13 protein-coding genes are annotated in these 17,248 nt (G+C 37.6%); 8 read left to right on the top strand and 5 right to left on the bottom strand.

Annotated elements, in window-relative coordinates; all coding sequences use genetic code 11:
- Window positions 1–3 precede the first annotated feature (3 nt).
- From ANA_RS03145 to ANA_RS03155, 3 genes are all read left to right on the top strand, one after another.
- Window positions 4–612 carry a type I restriction endonuclease gene (locus ANA_RS03145; RefSeq protein ID WP_015078602.1) on the top strand — a complete coding sequence of 203 codons (609 nt, stop codon included), beginning with the start codon at window positions 4–6 and terminating at the stop codon, window positions 610–612.
- 37 nt (window positions 613–649) lie between these two features.
- Window positions 650–1,084 carry a DUF29 domain-containing protein gene (locus tag ANA_RS03150; RefSeq protein WP_015078603.1) on the top strand — a complete coding sequence of 145 codons (435 nt, stop codon included), beginning with the start codon at window positions 650–652 and terminating at the stop codon, window positions 1,082–1,084.
- A 160-nt stretch (window positions 1,085–1,244) separates the two neighbouring features.
- On the top strand, window positions 1,245–3,926 hold the full coding sequence (locus ANA_RS03155; protein WP_015078604.1) for a DEAD/DEAH box helicase: 2,682 nt from the start codon (window positions 1,245–1,247) through the stop codon (window positions 3,924–3,926).
- 212 nt (window positions 3,927–4,138) lie between these two features.
- On the opposite strand, the gene ANA_RS03160 is transcribed toward ANA_RS03155, so the two are convergent.
- A complete protein-coding gene (locus ANA_RS03160; RefSeq protein WP_015078605.1) occupies window positions 4,139–5,983 on the bottom strand; it encodes a tetratricopeptide repeat protein in 1,845 nt (614 codons plus the stop codon).
- Window positions 5,984–6,314: 331 nt separating this feature from the next.
- On the opposite strand from ANA_RS03160, the gene ANA_RS24040 reads away from it, so the two are divergent.
- Window positions 6,315–6,548, top strand: a complete 234-nt coding sequence (locus ANA_RS24040) for a hypothetical protein (RefSeq protein ID WP_083881416.1) — start codon at window positions 6,315–6,317, stop codon at window positions 6,546–6,548.
- Here the strand turns inward: ANA_RS24040 and ANA_RS03165 are convergent.
- The gene (locus tag ANA_RS03165) at window positions 6,499–7,140 is read right to left on the bottom strand and encodes a transposase (RefSeq protein ID WP_148279018.1); all 642 of its coding nucleotides are present in this window, start codon (window positions 7,138–7,140) and stop codon (window positions 6,499–6,501) included. The genes ANA_RS24040 and ANA_RS03165 overlap by 50 nt on opposite strands.
- A 355-nt stretch (window positions 7,141–7,495) precedes the next feature.
- On the opposite strand from ANA_RS03165, the gene ANA_RS03170 reads away from it, so the two are divergent.
- From ANA_RS03170 to ANA_RS03180, 3 genes are all read left to right on the top strand, one after another.
- Window positions 7,496–8,161: an oxidoreductase gene (locus ANA_RS03170; protein WP_371260397.1), complete on the top strand. Its 666-nt coding sequence runs from the start codon at window positions 7,496–7,498 to the stop codon at window positions 8,159–8,161.
- Between the two features lie 179 nt (window positions 8,162–8,340).
- A complete protein-coding gene (locus tag ANA_RS03175; protein ID WP_015078607.1) occupies window positions 8,341–9,897 on the top strand; it encodes a DEAD/DEAH box helicase in 1,557 nt (518 codons plus the stop codon).
- Entirely contained in the window at window positions 9,827–11,041 is a 1,215-nt protein-coding gene (locus ANA_RS03180) for a DUF790 family protein (protein ID WP_015078608.1), read from the top strand. The genes ANA_RS03175 and ANA_RS03180 overlap by 71 nt, the downstream gene beginning before the upstream one ends.
- 80 nt (window positions 11,042–11,121) lie before the next feature.
- Here ANA_RS03180 and ANA_RS03185 read toward each other — a convergent pair whose 3' ends face one another.
- Window positions 11,122–11,382 (bottom strand): BrnA antitoxin family protein, encoded by a 261-nt coding sequence (locus tag ANA_RS03185; protein WP_015078609.1) that lies wholly within the window; start codon window positions 11,380–11,382, stop codon window positions 11,122–11,124.
- A 38-nt stretch (window positions 11,383–11,420) separates the two neighbouring features.
- Window positions 11,421–13,571, bottom strand: a complete 2,151-nt coding sequence (locus ANA_RS03190) for a peptidase domain-containing ABC transporter (RefSeq protein WP_015078610.1) — start codon at window positions 13,569–13,571, stop codon at window positions 11,421–11,423.
- A 200-nt stretch (window positions 13,572–13,771) separates the two neighbouring features.
- Between ANA_RS03190 and ANA_RS03195 the strand changes: the two genes are divergently transcribed.
- Window positions 13,772–14,713, top strand: coding sequence for an HlyD family efflux transporter periplasmic adaptor subunit (locus ANA_RS03195; protein WP_051155164.1), 942 nt, complete (start codon window positions 13,772–13,774; stop codon window positions 14,711–14,713).
- A 492-nt stretch (window positions 14,714–15,205) separates the two neighbouring features.
- Here ANA_RS03195 and ANA_RS03200 read toward each other — a convergent pair whose 3' ends face one another.
- Window positions 15,206–16,864, bottom strand: coding sequence for a DUF3352 domain-containing protein (locus ANA_RS03200; protein ID WP_015078612.1), 1,659 nt, complete (start codon window positions 16,862–16,864; stop codon window positions 15,206–15,208).
- Window positions 16,865–17,248 lie beyond the last annotated feature (384 nt).

The raw sequence follows: 17,248 nt of genomic DNA on the forward strand, positions 1-17,248 counted from the left end.
ACCATGCAAACACTAGCCATTACTGAAACCATCGCAGAAGCAGAAAAACGATTTGGCTTGAGTCGGAGTAGCTTGGATTTTTTTACAGAATGGCATGATCAATTACCTGAAATTAATCCCAATGACCGTACCAACCTAGAAATTCTCTGGAAACGTTATCTTTATCATCGTTCAGGTGGGCATTTATTAGAAAGTACGGTAATGCTATTACTCGTTTCTCCATTACTTACCATTGCAGGTTTATATGATCCACCTTTTCGCATCAAAGCAGAAGAATCTGTACAAATAACAATAGCTGATGGCGAAGAAATTCTTCAGGGTCGAATAGATTTACTGGTATTGCAAGACAACTTATGGATAATTGTTTTAGAATCAAAAAAAACCATGTTATCAGTTTGGTCAGCATTGCCACAAACCCTGGCTTACTTAATGGCTAGTCCCAACACTAATCTACCTAACTTTGGAATGTTAACCAATGGTGACGATATTGTGTTTGTCAAACTAGAAAATAAACACTATGCCATATCACGAGTGTTTGCACCACTTTCCACCCAAAGCGAATTAGAATCTGCCTGTCGAGTTCTGTGCAAAATTGCCGAAATAGTAAAATGATAAAAAAGTGTAAAATTAGGGAAAGAGGAAAAATACTATGCTAACCCAAACAGATTACGCCCTCTGGATTGAAGAGACAATTAATCTATTGAAAGAGCAAAATTATCATAGTGTTGACTGGGAAGACTTAATTGAGGAGATTGAAAGTTTGGGAAGGAGTCAAAAGCGAGAATTGCGAAATCGGCTCATCACAATGTTAGAACATTGTCTTAAACTTTGTTATTCAGACTACGTTCAAGACTATCGTGGTTGGACAGAAACAATTAAGCGTAGTCAGCGAGAATTGAAAGGCTTATTGGAAGACTCTCCCAGCTTAAGACCGTATTGGGATGAAATATTTATAGAATGTTATATCAGCGCATTAACGACTCTGCGAGAGAACTCTGATTATCAATCTTTTTCTTTTCCTGATGATTGTCCTTTTCCTCAAGAAATAGATCAAATTTTGCAACAAACTTCTTGGCGGAAGTAGTCAGTGTAATTGCCTGTCGAGTTCTCCGCAAAATTGCTGAAATAGTAAAATGATTAAAAAAAGCTCAGTAATAGCCTCACAACTTGCGCTTTTCATGTCAACGTAGCAAACCACGAATCACGTTATGATAGTGGATAGTCTGCTTGTAAATTATGATTGAGTGAATTATTCTGCCTTCGCTAATGAAATTGACCTTGGGTCAATCTTCCCCTTTGAATTAGATCAATTCCAGAAAGAAGCGATCGCCTCCCTCAATGCTGACCGTTCAGTAGTCGTCTGTGCGCCCACAGGCTCAGGAAAGACCCTCATCGGGGAATATGCTATCTATCGTGCCTTATCTCGCGGGAAACGGGTATTTTACACCACTCCCTTAAAGGCATTATCTAATCAAAAACTTCGAGACTTCCGCGAAAAATTTGGCTTTGATCAAGTTGGACTCCTCACGGGAGACGCTTCCATTCACAGGGATGCACCAATTTTAGTCATGACCACAGAAATTTTCCGCAATATGCTCTATGGCACACCCATAGGTCAAATCGGGATCTCCTTAGCTGACGTTGAGGCTGTAGTGCTAGATGAGTGCCACTACATGAACGATCGCCAACGGGGTACAGTTTGGGAAGAATCCATCATCTACTGTCCCCGCAGCGTCCAACTTGTAGCCCTTTCTGCCACCGTTGCCAACAGTGATCAACTTACCAGTTGGTTAAATCATGTTCATGGTCACACAGACCTGATTTACTCCGATTTTCGCCCCGTTCCCTTAGAATTTAACTTTTGTAATCCCAAGGGCTTATTTCCCTTATTAAATGAAACTAATACCAAAATTAATCCCCGCCTAGTCAAAAAGGCTAAAAAAGGATATTGGGAAAAAGGCAAAGCTGGTAGACCAGAACCGCCCGGTATTATTTATACCCTCAGCCAACTGCAAGAACGGGATATGCTCCCTGCGATTTACTTTATTTTCAGTCGTCGGGGCTGTGATAAGGCTGTCGAAGAAGTTGGTGATTTATGGTTAGTTAATAATGATGAGTCCCAAATCCTGCGGCAACAAATTGATGAATTTTTACGCAAAAACCCTGATGCTGGCAGGGCTGGACAAGTTGCCCCACTGTATCGAGGCATAGCTGCCCATCATGCCGGGATTTTACCAGCCTGGAAAGGATTTGTCGAAGAACTGTTTCAACAGGGATTAATTAAAGTTGTATTCGCTACGGAAACCTTAGCAGCGGGAATTAATATGCCCGCCCGGACAACAGTAATTTCTACTTTGTCTAAGCGGACTGATAATGGACACCGCTTACTCAATGCTTCGGAATTCCTGCAAATGGCAGGTCGCGCTGGTCGTCGGGGCATGGATCTCCAAGGCTATGTAGTGACATTACAAACTCCTTTTGAAGGAGCTAAAGAAGCGTCTTATTTAGCTACATCTAAGGCTGATCCCTTAGTTAGTCAGTTTACACCCAGTTACGGCATGGTATTGAACCTGCTGCAAACTCACACCATCGAAAAAGCCAGAGAACTGATAGAACGAAGTTTTGGACAATATATGTCCAACTTGCATTTGCAACCAGATTTTGAAGAACTGGCGCAAGTTCAAGGCGAATTATCGCAAATTCAGTCACAATTGGCAGCTATTGATGAAAATGAATTGATGCAATATGAAAAATTGCGTCAACGGCTGAAAGTAGAACGGCAAATTTTCAAAACCTTACAAGAACAAGCACAGGAAGATAGACAGGCACAATTGGCAATGATGCTAGATTTTGCCATATCTGGAACTATGTTGAGTCTCAACGACAGAAACGCCATGTCACCCCTACCGATAACAGTAGTGTTGGTTGACAAAGCCGTGAGTGTGGGTGAAACATCTTACTTTGTCTGCTTAGGGCAAAATAACCGTTGGTATGTAGCAACTTCAGCAGATATATTAGATATGTATGCGGAAATACCACGGGTAGAAGTTCCAGCGCAGCTAATACCACCTTCAGAATTGAGCTTGAAACGAGGACAATCAATCCGTGGTGATGAAAGCACGATAGCGATCGCTCAGAGTATACCCAATCCTGAAGAATTTAATCATCTACCGACAGAGGTACAGGAGCAACTCAGTCGCTTAACTGCGGTTCAAGAACAGTTAGAAACCCATCCCATTTATAAATCGGGGAATATTGCCAAAATATTTAAAAATAGAGCGCGTTGTGTGGAACTAGAAGCAGAACTTGAACATTTACAAGAGCAAGTATCATTACAATCCCAACGATATTGGGAAGAGTTTCTCTGTTTAATTGAAATCTTGCAATCCTTTGAATGTTTAGATAATTTAGTCCCCACAAAATTAGGACAAATTGCTGCGGCTATTCGCGGTGAAAATGAATTATGGTTAGGTTTAGTTCTGTCCAGTGGAGAGTTAGATAATATTGGTCCCCATAACTTAGCAGCAGTAATAGCCGCTTTGGTGACTGAAAGCCCCCGTCCAGATACAAAAGTTGACTTTAATCTATCTCCAGAAGCGGACGCAGCTTGGTTAACATTGCAACCCATTCGTCGTTCTGTATTAAAGGTGCAGTATCGTCATGGGGTAGCCTTACCTGTAGGTTTAGAAACTCGTTTTATCAGCTTAATCTCTTTGGTGGAACAGTGGGCATTAGGGGTAGAGTGGAAAGTATTATGTGAAAAAACCACTTTAGATGAAGGAGACGTAGTGCGAATTTTACGCCGCACTCTGGATTTATTATCTCAGATTCCTCATGTTCCTAATTTACCAGATATGTTGCGGCGGAATGCTCAACGGGCGATGCAATTAATTGATAGATTCCCTGTGAATGAAGCAATGGAGTAATCAGTTAAAAGAATGCAGAATTTAGAATTTAGAATTACGTTTTGCAACGGGGATTTTACCCCGACGCAAAACCCGCTGCTTGTAGAAGCAGGGGACTTTAACCCCCAAAGGTAAGTTAAAAAATCTCTAATTTGCACAGCATATTTAAATTAAACCATTGTGGGACAGGCAAGATGCCTGTCCCAGTTGTGCAATTTGAATAATATTTCCAATTACATCTCTTCTTGATATTTCACTAACAATGTAGGAATATAATCATAGCCATCAACACCAATAATGGCAATCATTTTGGGGCGATTTTGTTGGAGTAATAATTGGAATTTGTCTGTACCAATTTGTCCCCTAATAATAGTCAATAAACCAGCAGGTTGTCGCCATTCATCAGAAGCAATTTGATCTAAAAGATACATTCCCAGACTACCAGTATAACTGGCTTTTTCATAATTAGCCATAAGATAATTAGCTTCAGCTAAATATGCTAAATTTCTGCCTTGTAAATACAAATCTCCGGAAATTTGGGCGGCTTTAAAGGCATTTTCTAAATAGTTAATTGCTGTTGGATATTGTGCGGTAACTAAATAAGCAATTCCTAAACTACTAAAACATAAAGCTTGACTTTGTAAATCATTTAATTTTTCTGCTAGTTTTAATCCTTGTTCCAGATAGTTAATTGCAAATTCATAAACTTCTGGTTCACTAAGTTCTGTTTGCTTGGCTTGCATGACTTCGCTATAACCTAGATTTACTAAAGCGTTAGCTTCTCCAGTTTTGTCCCCGGTTTGTCTACTAAAAATTAATGCCCGTTGACTATAATTAATTGCTTCACCATAATTTTGTTGTTGCACATAAGTCCGACTCAGATGGTTAAGATTGGCGATTTCACAGATTTTATCTCCGGCATTTCTGGCTATTTCTACGGCTTGTTGATGAAAATCAAGGGAGCGATCATATCTGCCTAAACCGCGCTGGGAATACCCCAATAATGTCAAAATCCGGGCTTTTTCTTGAGTACCTTCGGCAGAACGTAAAGGGGCATCTAAATAATCTAAAGCATCCCGCAAATAACTACCAGAAAATGAGGCAAAAATCCCACCGTAAAGGGGAAAGTAAGGACGTTGGGCAAAGGTTCGCAAAATTTGCAGCATGATTTGCGATGCACTGTTACTATATATTAAAGCTTGATTTTGAAAACCGCTGGCTAATTGACTCCAAATTACGGCAAATGTTAAAAATGTGGAAATAGATAATTTGGGTCCTGCTTGAATATCATAAGCTTGTTGGTCAAACCAATTAATTAAACCCCTTTGTAAAAGCTGTAAAATTATTGTTAATTCTACCCAATTACTCAAACTAATTGCCTGTTGTTTTTCGGCAAATTCTAGGGCTGATTGTTCTACTGCTAAGGTATGAAAAAAGGCTTGGGGAACTTCACTATTAACTACTTTAGCCCAACTTGCCCAGGGACTATTTTCCCCAGGTACACCTCCAAATCCTAATGAATTTTTGCGTTCATACATCCAATTCAGTAAATTTGCTTGGATTCTTTGCCAAGAAGCGATACCACGATTAATCCCGTCAGCAATTTGCTGAAAATCTTGATTAGCACTGGCAAATTGTTGTAAAGATTTGGCTAACTGTTGAAGTTGAGACAAATTTAAGGGATACTTTTGATTGGGATCTGTAGCTCGTAATAAAGCCGTTAATCGTTCATCTGCGGTAGCTGTGGTAATTTCCCGCATAGACAAAGAAATCGCTTCAGTGGCTTTATTTTGTTCTTGCCACCGTTGCCATTGAGTTTGGATAGTTTTAGCCGCGCGTAAACTCCGGGTGGCTTTGGCTTTTTTCAGTTCATCGGTTTCCGAGTCTACCTGAGATTGTATCGTATTCAGGCGATCGCTCAAAACTAATTCAAACACCTCCCCAGTCCCGGAAGTGATACCTTTGAGCAACATTTGATAAACCTGCTCTACAGAGCTAATTTTACCCTTGAGAGTGGTTTCGATAATATCGTTAATTAAAGCGAGATAATGCTCGCGTAATGGTAAAGAGTCTGACACTTTAGCTAATAGAGAACATCACAACAATTCTCATTGTAGCTGTTGCAGGTTGAGAGATTGGGAATTGACTGTGATTAAATTCCCATAAACATAAGTTTGAAGACTGAGCGATAGAATCTAAAATAATCACAATTTGGCATCTCAATTACAACAGCGATCGCGCACAGTGACAAAATCTGGTAAATTTTGGATTATATAGGTTAGGCGTTGGAAGTCTGTTTGTGATAGTTGTACGGTCATGGGTATTGTATTCTATTGAAATTAGGTAATAAATTTTAGTTTAGAGCAAGATTTATAATCTAAGCTATATATAAATGAGGTCAGATTGAGTATGATTGCACCTACAGAAATTCGTCAAAGGGCAATTGCACTCCTGGAACAATTACCGGGAGAATCTTTAGTAAAAGCAGTTGAATTTTTAGAATCTCTTTCTCATCAAGCTTTACAGGTATCAGAAACAAAGACATCTGACACCAGAGAAACTGATTTAATTTCAATACCCGTGAATGAAATTGTCAAACTGCTTGTGGGGGAAGGATTTTCAAGTCTTTTTCTATATCTCTGATTTCAGATTTATGGGAAGAGTTTTTGCGCTTGAATTTGGACATTTTAATTTTGACAACACGGGGATTAATACGTTTTCGTCGGGGGCGATCAATTTCAGACTGGGAAATTAATGATAATAAATATTGATGTTGAATTTCTCGTAATTTTAAGGATGAATGGCTGATGAGTTGTACTAAATCTATAACTAGTTGCAAAGATTCAAGAAAACTAAGGAGTAAAGGATTTTTATTATATTCGTTAGCAGATTGGTAAATTAAATCGCGGAGTAGATTATAAGCAATTAACATAGCATAAAGTTCTTGTTCGACTAATTCAGATGTTTTGCTCCGAAAAATAGTGGGCATTTGTCCTTTGAGCGTAGCACATTGATGTGTTTTTATTTCACAGAAACTAATTTCCACCTCCCATCTGCAATGATAGTGAATAATTAATTCTTTGGCAGAAATATTAGGGTCAATAATACTAGTAACTAAACGACGAGGGAGAAAACCAGGAATTTGATATTCAATAACTCGGACAATGATACTTTCCTGATTCCATTGTTTATGCGATTCTGTAGATTTTTCTAAATTGAGAATTGTGCCAGTAATTTAGTCATTAAAGTCCTCTCACCAGTTCCTTTACCTTGGCTCGATGACTTGAAATAAACTCTTATAAAGCTTAAATATTCTTTCATATTTTGTCAATATATACTATCAGGCTACTCATTTTGGAGCAGGAATAAAAATTCTCGACGAAAAAAATGACACATTTATGATTTTTTAAATTTGATTTCAAATAATTGACAAGATTGATGATTTATAAATTCAAGAAAAATCTCATGATCATATAATTTTAGATACATTTTGCCTGGAGTTTAGACTAAACTGAAGTTATTTTTATGCCTTAATATTTGCAGAATTAATATTAGTAATTATTTGTAGGCTATTAATTTCATTCACGGGTATTGCCTTTAGGTTAGAAAGTCCTGCTCCCAAAGCATTGAGTATTGAAGATATTAAAGAACTGATTGCATCATTTGTAAATGCGGCTCAACGTTCCCTAGCAGCCGGATTTAACTTAATTGAAATTCACGCGGCTCATGGTTACTTGTTGCATGAATTTATGTCTCCACTGAGCAATCAGCGGACAGATGAATACGGTGGCCGTTTTGAAAATCGGATTCGGTTTTTATGTGAAGTAGTTCAAGCCGTGCGAAACATTTTACCAGATCAGATGCCGCTGTGGGTGAGGATTTCTGCCATTGATTGGATTAGTGATGGTTGGGATATTGAGCAAAGTATTGCCCTCTGTCATATTTTAAAATCCCTGGGTGTTGATTTAATAGATTGCTCATCAGGGGGAATTGTACCTGGAGAGAAATTTGTCCTTGGTGCTGGTTATCAAACTGCTTTTAGCGATCGCCTTCGCCGCGAAGCTAAAATCGCTACCGGAGCAGTGGGCATGATTACAGAACCGGCACAAGCCGATCAGATCCTTCGCACTGGACAAGCAGACATGGTGTTAATCGGTCGAGAAATGTTACGTGATCCTTACTGGGCAAGGCGGGCTGCAAAGCAACTACGCCAACCTGTATCAGTCCCCAAGCAGTATGATCGCGCTTGGCATTAAGAACATCTAAAACCAAATTAATATGAAGCTGCATAGAATAAAATATCAAGAATAATTGACCGCAGATAAACGCAGATAAACGCAGATAAATATGGATGATTATTATTCTGTGCTCTCTCTCAATCCCCATTTTGCGTTATGAGTAGTTACATCAGTGTAACTGGATTGAGAGAAAATAAATGGCTCGTCACCCGACTTTAACTTTTGATCGTGGTACGTTAATTTTACACCCACCACCACGCAGTAAAACTTGGATAGATTATGCAATTTGGGATGATAGAATTGAAAAATTCCGTATTCCGGCAATTAGATACCGTTCCTTAGTTGAAGCACTCCAAGCAGAAGCCACAGATTTTATTGATCAAGCTAAGGCTTTTTATCCCTTAGAGTTGGTTGCCAGTTTAGAAATGACTCCCTATCCTCACCAAAATGAGGCGTTAGCGGCTTGGAAACTCGCAGGACGACAGGGGGTAGTTGTGCTACCGACAGCAGCGGGTAAGACCTATTTAGCCCAAATGGCGATGCAAGCCACACCGCGCACCACGTTAATTGTCGTCCCCACCTTGGACTTAATGCACCAGTGGTATGCTCACTTAGTAGCGGCTTTTCCTGACGGGGAAGTAGGTTTACTGGGGGGTGGTTCGCGGGATAGAACCGCAATTTTAGTTGCTACCTATGATAGTGCGGCTATTCACGCAGAAAGTTTGGGTAATAAATATGCTTTGATAATTTTTGATGAATGTCACCATTTACCTACAGATTTTAACAGAGTTATTGCGGAATATGCGATCGCTCCCTATCGGCTAGGACTGTCCGCAACCCCAGAACGCACAGATGGTAAACACGCTGATTTAGATATCCTCATTGGTAAAGAAGTTTATCGCAAATGCGCTGAAGATTTAGCAGGAAAAGCTTTAGCTGCTCATGAAATTGTGCAAATTAAGGTTAAATTATCCCAATTAGAACGAGAAAAATATAATCAGTTAATTCAAACTCGCAATGATTTTTTAAAGCAATCAAAAATATCTTTAGGAAGTCTCCAAGGTTGGCAAATGTTTGTGCAAATGAGTGCGCGTTCTCAACCTGGACGTAGGGCAATGTTATCACATCGTCAAGCCAAAGAAATCGCTTTAGGCACAGATGGTAAAATCCGGGTACTTGTAGACTTATTAGCCACCCATTATCCCGAAAGAATTTTAATTTTTACCGCTGACAATGCCACAGTTTACCGCATTTCTCAAGACTTATTAATTCCCGCGATTACTCATCAAACACCAGTTAAAGAAAGACATGAAATCCTAACTAAATTTAAATCAGGTGAATATAATACTTTAGTTGCTTCTAATGTCTTAAATGAAGGTGTAGATGTCCCCGCAGCTAGTATTGCCATTATTTTATCAGGAACAGGTTCAACGAGGGAATATATTCAACGTTTAGGGAGGATTTTACGCAAAGGTAATATAGAAAATAAACAGGCAATTTTATATGAAGTCATAGCCGAAGATACCAGCGAAGAAGGAACTTCAACCAGACGCAGAGGAGAAAATAATAGTCAGGAAGAAAAACCGCAAAGAGCAAATTTACAAGTTGTTTATAGTAGTGAAAAGAAAAGCGATTTAAAAGCAGCAGAACAGTTAGAAATTAATTATTCAACCGAAAAGAAAGATGTTACCAACAGACCTACTGATACACCGCCAAAACGGCGAAGAAATTATCCCAAAAAGACTGAAACTTGATCAAAAACATTTGAATCTAGCAACTGAATTAATTAGCTTTTTTCAGGAAGCAGTCGGAAAAACTCAAGGATTATTAGAACGTCAGTTAGCAGACTTTGAAGGAGATACCACAGATTACCGCATGAAACGGGGTTTAGCTTATATTCTGAAAAGTGGTTTTTGTACATTTGAAGTAGTTAGTCCCCTCGAACCTCCCATGTTAAGAGCAAAAGTATTTGCATTAGCAGCAAAATCCGTTGCTAGTCGAGAATCAACTGATATTATTTTAAATAAAATTGCTGATGATTTAAGTCAAGAACTCAACCAAGAAGTTTTACCTGCTCAAATAAAAAATGGACTTTATGCTGATTTATCAGAAAATAAAATTTTAACTGCTTTTGATGCACCTAAACCAGAAGAAGTTTTACATCGTTATAATTTATCTCAAGTCCAAGGAGTTTTTTATAAAGCTAGTCAATTAGTATTAAATGCACATCGCAATGTTCCCGGAGAATATAAACTCTTATTTCGTTATTTAAAGCTATTTCAACTAATGGCTTATATTGAAGGTGATGCTGATCATGGTTTTACAATTAGTGTGGATGGTCCTACCAGTTTATTTACTCCCAGCACCCGCTACGGTTTAGCCATAGCCAAACTAATTCCGGCTTTACTTCATGTCACCAAATGGAGTTTATCAGCAACCTTAAAAACCCGTGATTCTTATACAAACGAATGGAAAACCGGACGATTCACCCTCAATTCAGAATGTGGATTAGTATCCCATTATCCCCCAGGTAAACCCTATGATAGTATGTTAGAAGAATCCTTTGCGAGTAAATGGGATGGCTTAAAAAGTGGTTGGATCTTAGAACGAGAAGTAGATTTAATTCCCATTCCTGGTAGTGTGATGATTCCCGATTTTCGGCTAGTTCATCCAGACGGACGGGTGTTTATCTTAGAAATTGTCGGTTATTGGCGACCAGAATATTTACAAAAGAAATTTGCTCAAGTTAGAAAGGCTAATTGTGATAACTTAATTTTAGCAATTTCCGAAAGATTGAACCTAGAAAAAGCCGGAATTAAACTAGATAACGTTCCCGCAAGGATAATTTGGTTTAAAGAAAAACTCTTACCAAAATCTGTATTAGCCGTCATGGAATAATCACAATTTTATATGAAACTGTACAGAATCATAAAAATCTGCGTTTATCTGCGTTTATCCGCGTTCAATTAATCATAAACTTAACTAACAAAAGTTACAGCCCGCAGTTCTTCTTGAAAGACTCGGCGTAGTGTATCTTCATCTAAGGGGGGGTTGGCTTGATCAAGATATTCTCGTAACGCTTGGTTCATCATTGTTTGATAACCTTTCCCTTCAGCGTCTCCTTTTTGTCTAAACGCTTCCAAAATATCATCATCAATATAGATGGTAATACGAGTTTTACCTTGTTGTGGGATAATCGCACCCCGTTTAGCTTGATCAAAATCATATTCCGGTTTCATATTCACGTCTCTCCTTAGGAGTAGCAGGACGGGCAATGTCATAACGTACTTAAAAATTTTAAATGTTCTCCCTCAATTTTCAGAACGTCATTTAAATTTTCCTGTAATTTTAATCGTCCCTCTTCCATATAAATTATCTCATCTGCTCTACGATTGACGCTAGGACGATGACTAATAACAATCGTTGTTTTTCCCTTACGTGATTCAAATAGTTTATCTAGTAGTTTGGCTTCACTAATAGGATCTAAACCAGCAGTAGATTCATCTAAAATTAAAATAGGTGGATTATTAACGATAGCTCTAGCAATGGCTAATCTTTGTCGTTGTCCTCCTGATAAATTTGATCCAAATTCTCCCAATACAGTCAGATATTTCTCAGGAAGATTATCAATAAATTTATCAGCTTCGGCAATTTGACAAGCTTTAACTATTTCTTCAAAGGTAAGATGTGGTGAACCTAAGCGGAAGTTTTCGATAATACTTCTACTCCAAAAATGAGAGTCTTGAGAAACTAAAATAACCTGTTTTCTAATACATTCTGTGGCTAAGTTTTGTAAATTATAAACTCCTACTTTAATTGTTCCTCCTTGTTGTTCATATAATCCTGTAATTAATTTCACTAATGTACTTTTACCGCAACCTGATTGACCAATAATTGCTGTTACCTTACCACCTGATATCTTTACATTAAAATTATCTAGTAAATCTAATCTTCCTGAATGATGAAATAGTAATTTTTCACAATAAATATCATCAGTATCTCTAATATTTGCCCATTCTTTCTGCTGGTCATTTTCTATTTCTGAATGATAATCAATTACTGATGTTAATCTTTCAATTGCAGTTTTAACTCTGACAACCTCATCAATTAAACCAATAACTGCACCAATAAAACCAGAAAAATTACCATTCATGCTATTAAAAGCTAATAATTGCCCAATAGTTAGTTCTTTACTAATGACAAAACTGCTACCTATCCAAAGTAAAGCAACTCCTCCAATACTAGAAATAATACCAGAAAAGGTACTATTAGTAATTCCTATTTGGGCTGTTTTAAACCCTAAATTAGCAAGTCTTCCAAATCTACTTTGTAAATCTTCCCAAAATTGAGGTTCTGCGGTGGTTGTTTTTAGAGTAACTGCACCTTTGAATGTTTCTACTAAGATACCTTGATTTTCTGCATCTAAAACCATAATATCTCGAATTTTTCGACGCAAAGGTATGAGAAATACTAGAGGTGATACAGCATTTAAAATGGTTAATAATATAATGAATAAGCTAAGTTTCCAGCTATAAAACAGCATTAAAGCAAAAGAAATAACTGCAATAAAGAACTGGCTGGGTAAACTAATAACTATTTGACTGACTAATTGATTAATTTGTTGAATATCTTGTAAACGACTAATCACTTCGCCACTGCGGTGGGTTTCGTAGTAAGTTAAGGGTAACCGGAGTATTTTTCTGGCAAATTCTTTAACAAATCCTAATTCTAAACGTTGAGCAAATTGTGTAATTAAATTAGCTTGTACTACTCCTAAACAACTACTAACTAGATTCATGACGATAATGGCTATTGCTATTCCTCGCAAAATATTTGTATCTCCACGAATTAGCACATCATCAGTGAGAATCTGAATTAAAAATGGTGAATTCAAAGACAAAATACCAACGCAAATATTAATTAAAAATGCTACGAATAGAATGAATTTATAAGGTTGAACACGGTGGATAAAGCGACTGATACCTTGAACTTTATCATCTGGCTGTTGTGCAAAGCGAATTGGATCAGGTTGTAATAAAAGTGTCGTTAATCCTGCCCAATTTTGAGCCAGTTCTTCACGGGTAATATAACGAATTCCCACACCCGGATCAGCTATAATATATTTTTTGCCTTTTTGTCCATATAATACTACATAATGATATCCTTTCCAGTGAATAATCGCTGGTAAAGGTGCATCTTTCATTTTGTCGAATATTTCTGGTTGCGCTCGTTTTGATACAGTATCAAATCCCAGGTTTTCCGCACCTCTTCTTAATCCGGTTAATGTTGTTCCTAATTGTCCTGTGCCGATAGCTTCTCTAATGCGGTTAATATTAAAATTCTTTTTATAATATTTAACAATAGTTGCTAAACAAGCAGCACCACAATCTTCTTCGTTTTGTTGTAGGACAATGGAATATTTTTTCATGAATATTGATAACTATCTTTAGTTATGTACAACAAACGTCTCTATAGATTTGGTTATTTTGTCTGAGGATTTTATACAGAATAATGGTAGGGGTTTAGCATTGCTAAACCCCTAATATCTATAACTATCTACGAGTAGAGAAAGAGTATGGAGAGCGTAGTTTAGCTGTAAAAGCTCAGGTTAATGAAGCTAAGGCAAATGTGCAAGTTGCTGAGGAAGAATGGCAAAAAGCCCAAAGTGATCTCAATGCGTCCGAAGCATCTTTACGTTCTAGTCAGTCTGCCTTGAGGATAGCACAGGAAAAACGGGAACGATATCAAAATGTAGGACAATCTGCATTAGGTAAAAACCTATTAGAAGAAGCACAATTAGCAGTTGAACAACAACAGGAAGCAGTAGCAGAACGCACCGCATTATTACAAAGTCAAAAGCAAACTATAATCCGTCAATCCAAATCCTTAGAATCAGCAAAAGCCAGATTACAAGCAGTATTAGCTACTCTTAATCCTAGTGATGGATTAGTAAAAATAGCTCAAGAAAAAATTGCCCAAGAAAAAGCATCAGGAATGGCCAGTTTAGCTCGTTTAAATCAAGAGGGTAATAGTTTATTACAGCGTCAAAGCGAACTAAAAAAACAATTTTGGAGTGATAGACAAGAATTTTTGCAAGTACAAAAAGATATCAATAAAACTGTTGTTTCTGCACCAATATCTGGAGTTATTCTGAAGTTAAATTTGCGTAACACTAATCAAACTGTCCGCACAGGAGAAGAAATTGCTCAAATTGCTCCTAGTAATACTCCTTTGGTAATTAAAGCTAGGGTTTCTACACAAGATATTGGTAAGGTTAAAATTGGACAAGTCTCACAAATGCGAGTGAGTGCCTATCCTTATCCAGATTATGGTATTTTAAAAGGGGCAGTAATTGCAATTTCTCCTGATGCAATCACCCCACAAAATACAGGCAATAATCCGGTTATTCCTTACTATGAAGTAACCATTAAACCAGACAAGTTATATTTAAAAGATGATTCAAAAAATGCTTTACAGTCTGGAATGGAAATGCAAGCTGATATTATTGCTAAAAATGAAACTGTGTTAAAGTTTATTCTTAGAAAAGCACGGTTGTTGACTGATTTGTAAAACTACAATACTCTTATAATGGAGGTTAGAGCTAATTGTATCTAAGAGGATGTTTGAAAAGTATCAGAATTAATCGAGATCCCCCCCACCCCCCTTACAAAGGGGGGCTAAATTCCTCAAAGTCCCCCTTTTCAAGGGGGATTTAGGGGGATCTGCGGGTGTCAGATCCCACACGAAAAAGTTTTCAAACAACCTCTAATAACAAAGAGATATTTTTCTATATTTTGGATTCTCAAAAGTAGAGCTAAACTCTTTGCTACAAACCGATCTATTTTGACTGCACATAATCATAAAATCCATTAATTCATCCGTTCTTATCTGCGTTTATTTGCGTTCATCTGCGGTCAATTATTCTAGAAATCTGATTCCAGTGAATAAGGTGCGTCAGAGAGAAGATATCTGTTTTTTACGAAATTATCGGGTCTGACGCACCCTACAAACTACTCTCTGTGCCTTGTGCGTCTGAAAGTGAAAAAAATTCAAAAAAGAATATTATTTCCCTTTACCAGATTTAAGAGATAACAGCATCTCCATTTGAGTCAGAGATTTACTAGGACTATTAACAGTCACACCAATACCACGAAGAGAATCGAGAATAGCAGTAGCGTCCGCAGGTAAAGGTTGACTTTGAGCGGATAAACGCTCAATTATGGTTTTGGTTTTTTCCATATCTAAATAGAAATAACCACCATTGGGTTTTTGTAAAGAACCTGTAACAGTTTTAAAAGTATCACTTTGATCAAGTGATGCACCTTTGCGATCTGCCAGTATTTCCGCAACGGGTCCACCAATAGCCAGAAATGCTGTATTATCATTGAGCCAACCATGTGCCACTAGAGCGCCTTGTTGGGGGATTTGCCATTCTGTGACATTTTTACCGCCAATGGTTCTTTGAGCGACATTCAGCCGTTGCTGTTTGGCAAAATTATCGAGTTTAGTGAAAGTGGCTTCAGCAGTTTTGCGATCGCTCGTATCTAATACTAGCGCACCTCCAAAACCGGTATTAGCTAATAAACCTTGATTAGATTGAATTGCACCTAAACCAAACTCTCCATTCATCCAGCCAAAAATATCTTTATCTAAATCAATTTGCAGACTTTTTAATTGAGTCCGCGCTTGTTGAATTCCTTGATTTAATTCGGGATAATCTTTAGATTGTTCCACAAAAGTTTGCCAACTTTTACTAATACCTTGTCCACTAGCTAAAGCCAAAGTTTCACTGGGGAATTGTCCCACAATTTTGGCGGGAGTAGTTTGATATTCAAATTTATTCAGTTGGGGATCTAAATTCACAATTGCTTTTAATCTTAATCCGCCATCATCTATGCCCACACCTGCTGTCAGTGATTTGACTTGCTTAATTTGCGCGAGGGTTTGTGGAGGTAATTGTTTAGATTGAGGATTGAAAGCAGTTAATTGTTGTACCATATTGGCATAATCAGGAACATAAATTTGCGCTAAACTGTTTTTAACATCCACACCTTTGCTAAGAATATCATTTGCCCCTTCTTTACTAGCAAAAGAAGGTTCACCTTTATAGGTATCAATCGCTTTTTCTACAGATTGTTTATTGGATGTAAACAGCAAATGGTCATTATTCAAAACTGTTACATAAGTCGGTTGACCTTGACCAGTAGATTCGATAATTTTTTGACCTTTGTAGTCCGATTCCTGAATTTTGACGTTTTTTTGGTCTTTCAACTTATTGGCAAATTTCAAAGCAGCTATTTTATCTTTAATCCCTACCACTAACAAATAATTTGGGGCTTCGGAGGCGGGAAAGTTATTCTCGGATACTTTTTTTGCATCTGGTGGTAGTACCGCAATCATCACCCCACCAACCCAAGGTTTGATATCTGCTTCGTAAGAAATTTTATGATCATTCAACATTTGTTGGTTGAAACTCTGGAATTCTTTTGCCAGTAATTTCTGCGCTTCCGGTGTACCAAACTGCTGTAACTTATGCCAGGATTCAGGATTAGTGTCAATATAAGTTGCCATTAGAGCAGTTGCAGGTACTAATTTAGCACTACCTAAAGGACTAGAACTATCACCACCACCCTTTAGATACATATAAGCTGCTATGCCTCCTGCTATAATTACAGCAGTACCGATTATAGGGATTAAAAATGATGATTTCTTTTCAGACATTGGTAAATGCTCCTTGTTGTTGTAAATTTTATTGCAGAATCTACGCAATGATCATTGGTAGACAGAGGATTTTATCTAATGGAGAACCCATGAAAAACAAGTATATTTTGGGGATTTTGTCAACTGAGTTGATATCAGTAAATATCGCATATTGAGTATAAAAGGGTTGAAAATACCTCGCGGTTAGAGACAGTTTACAATCAAGTGGTGAAAAAACATAATTCCCAGAGATTTTGATGTTTAAATCCTTTTTTTATCCCTAATTTCCGCTAATTTTACGGTAATTACTGATATAATTAACGGTTTATGCTCACCAAAAAGTTGTAATTGGGTCTAAATAATACTCCATTATGGTTAAGGCTGAATCCGCAAATGATATCTTAT

The organism is Anabaena sp. 90, from assembly GCF_000312705.1.
In the GTDB taxonomy this organism is placed as follows: Bacteria; Cyanobacteriota; Cyanobacteriia; order Cyanobacteriales; family Nostocaceae; genus Dolichospermum; species Dolichospermum lemmermannii.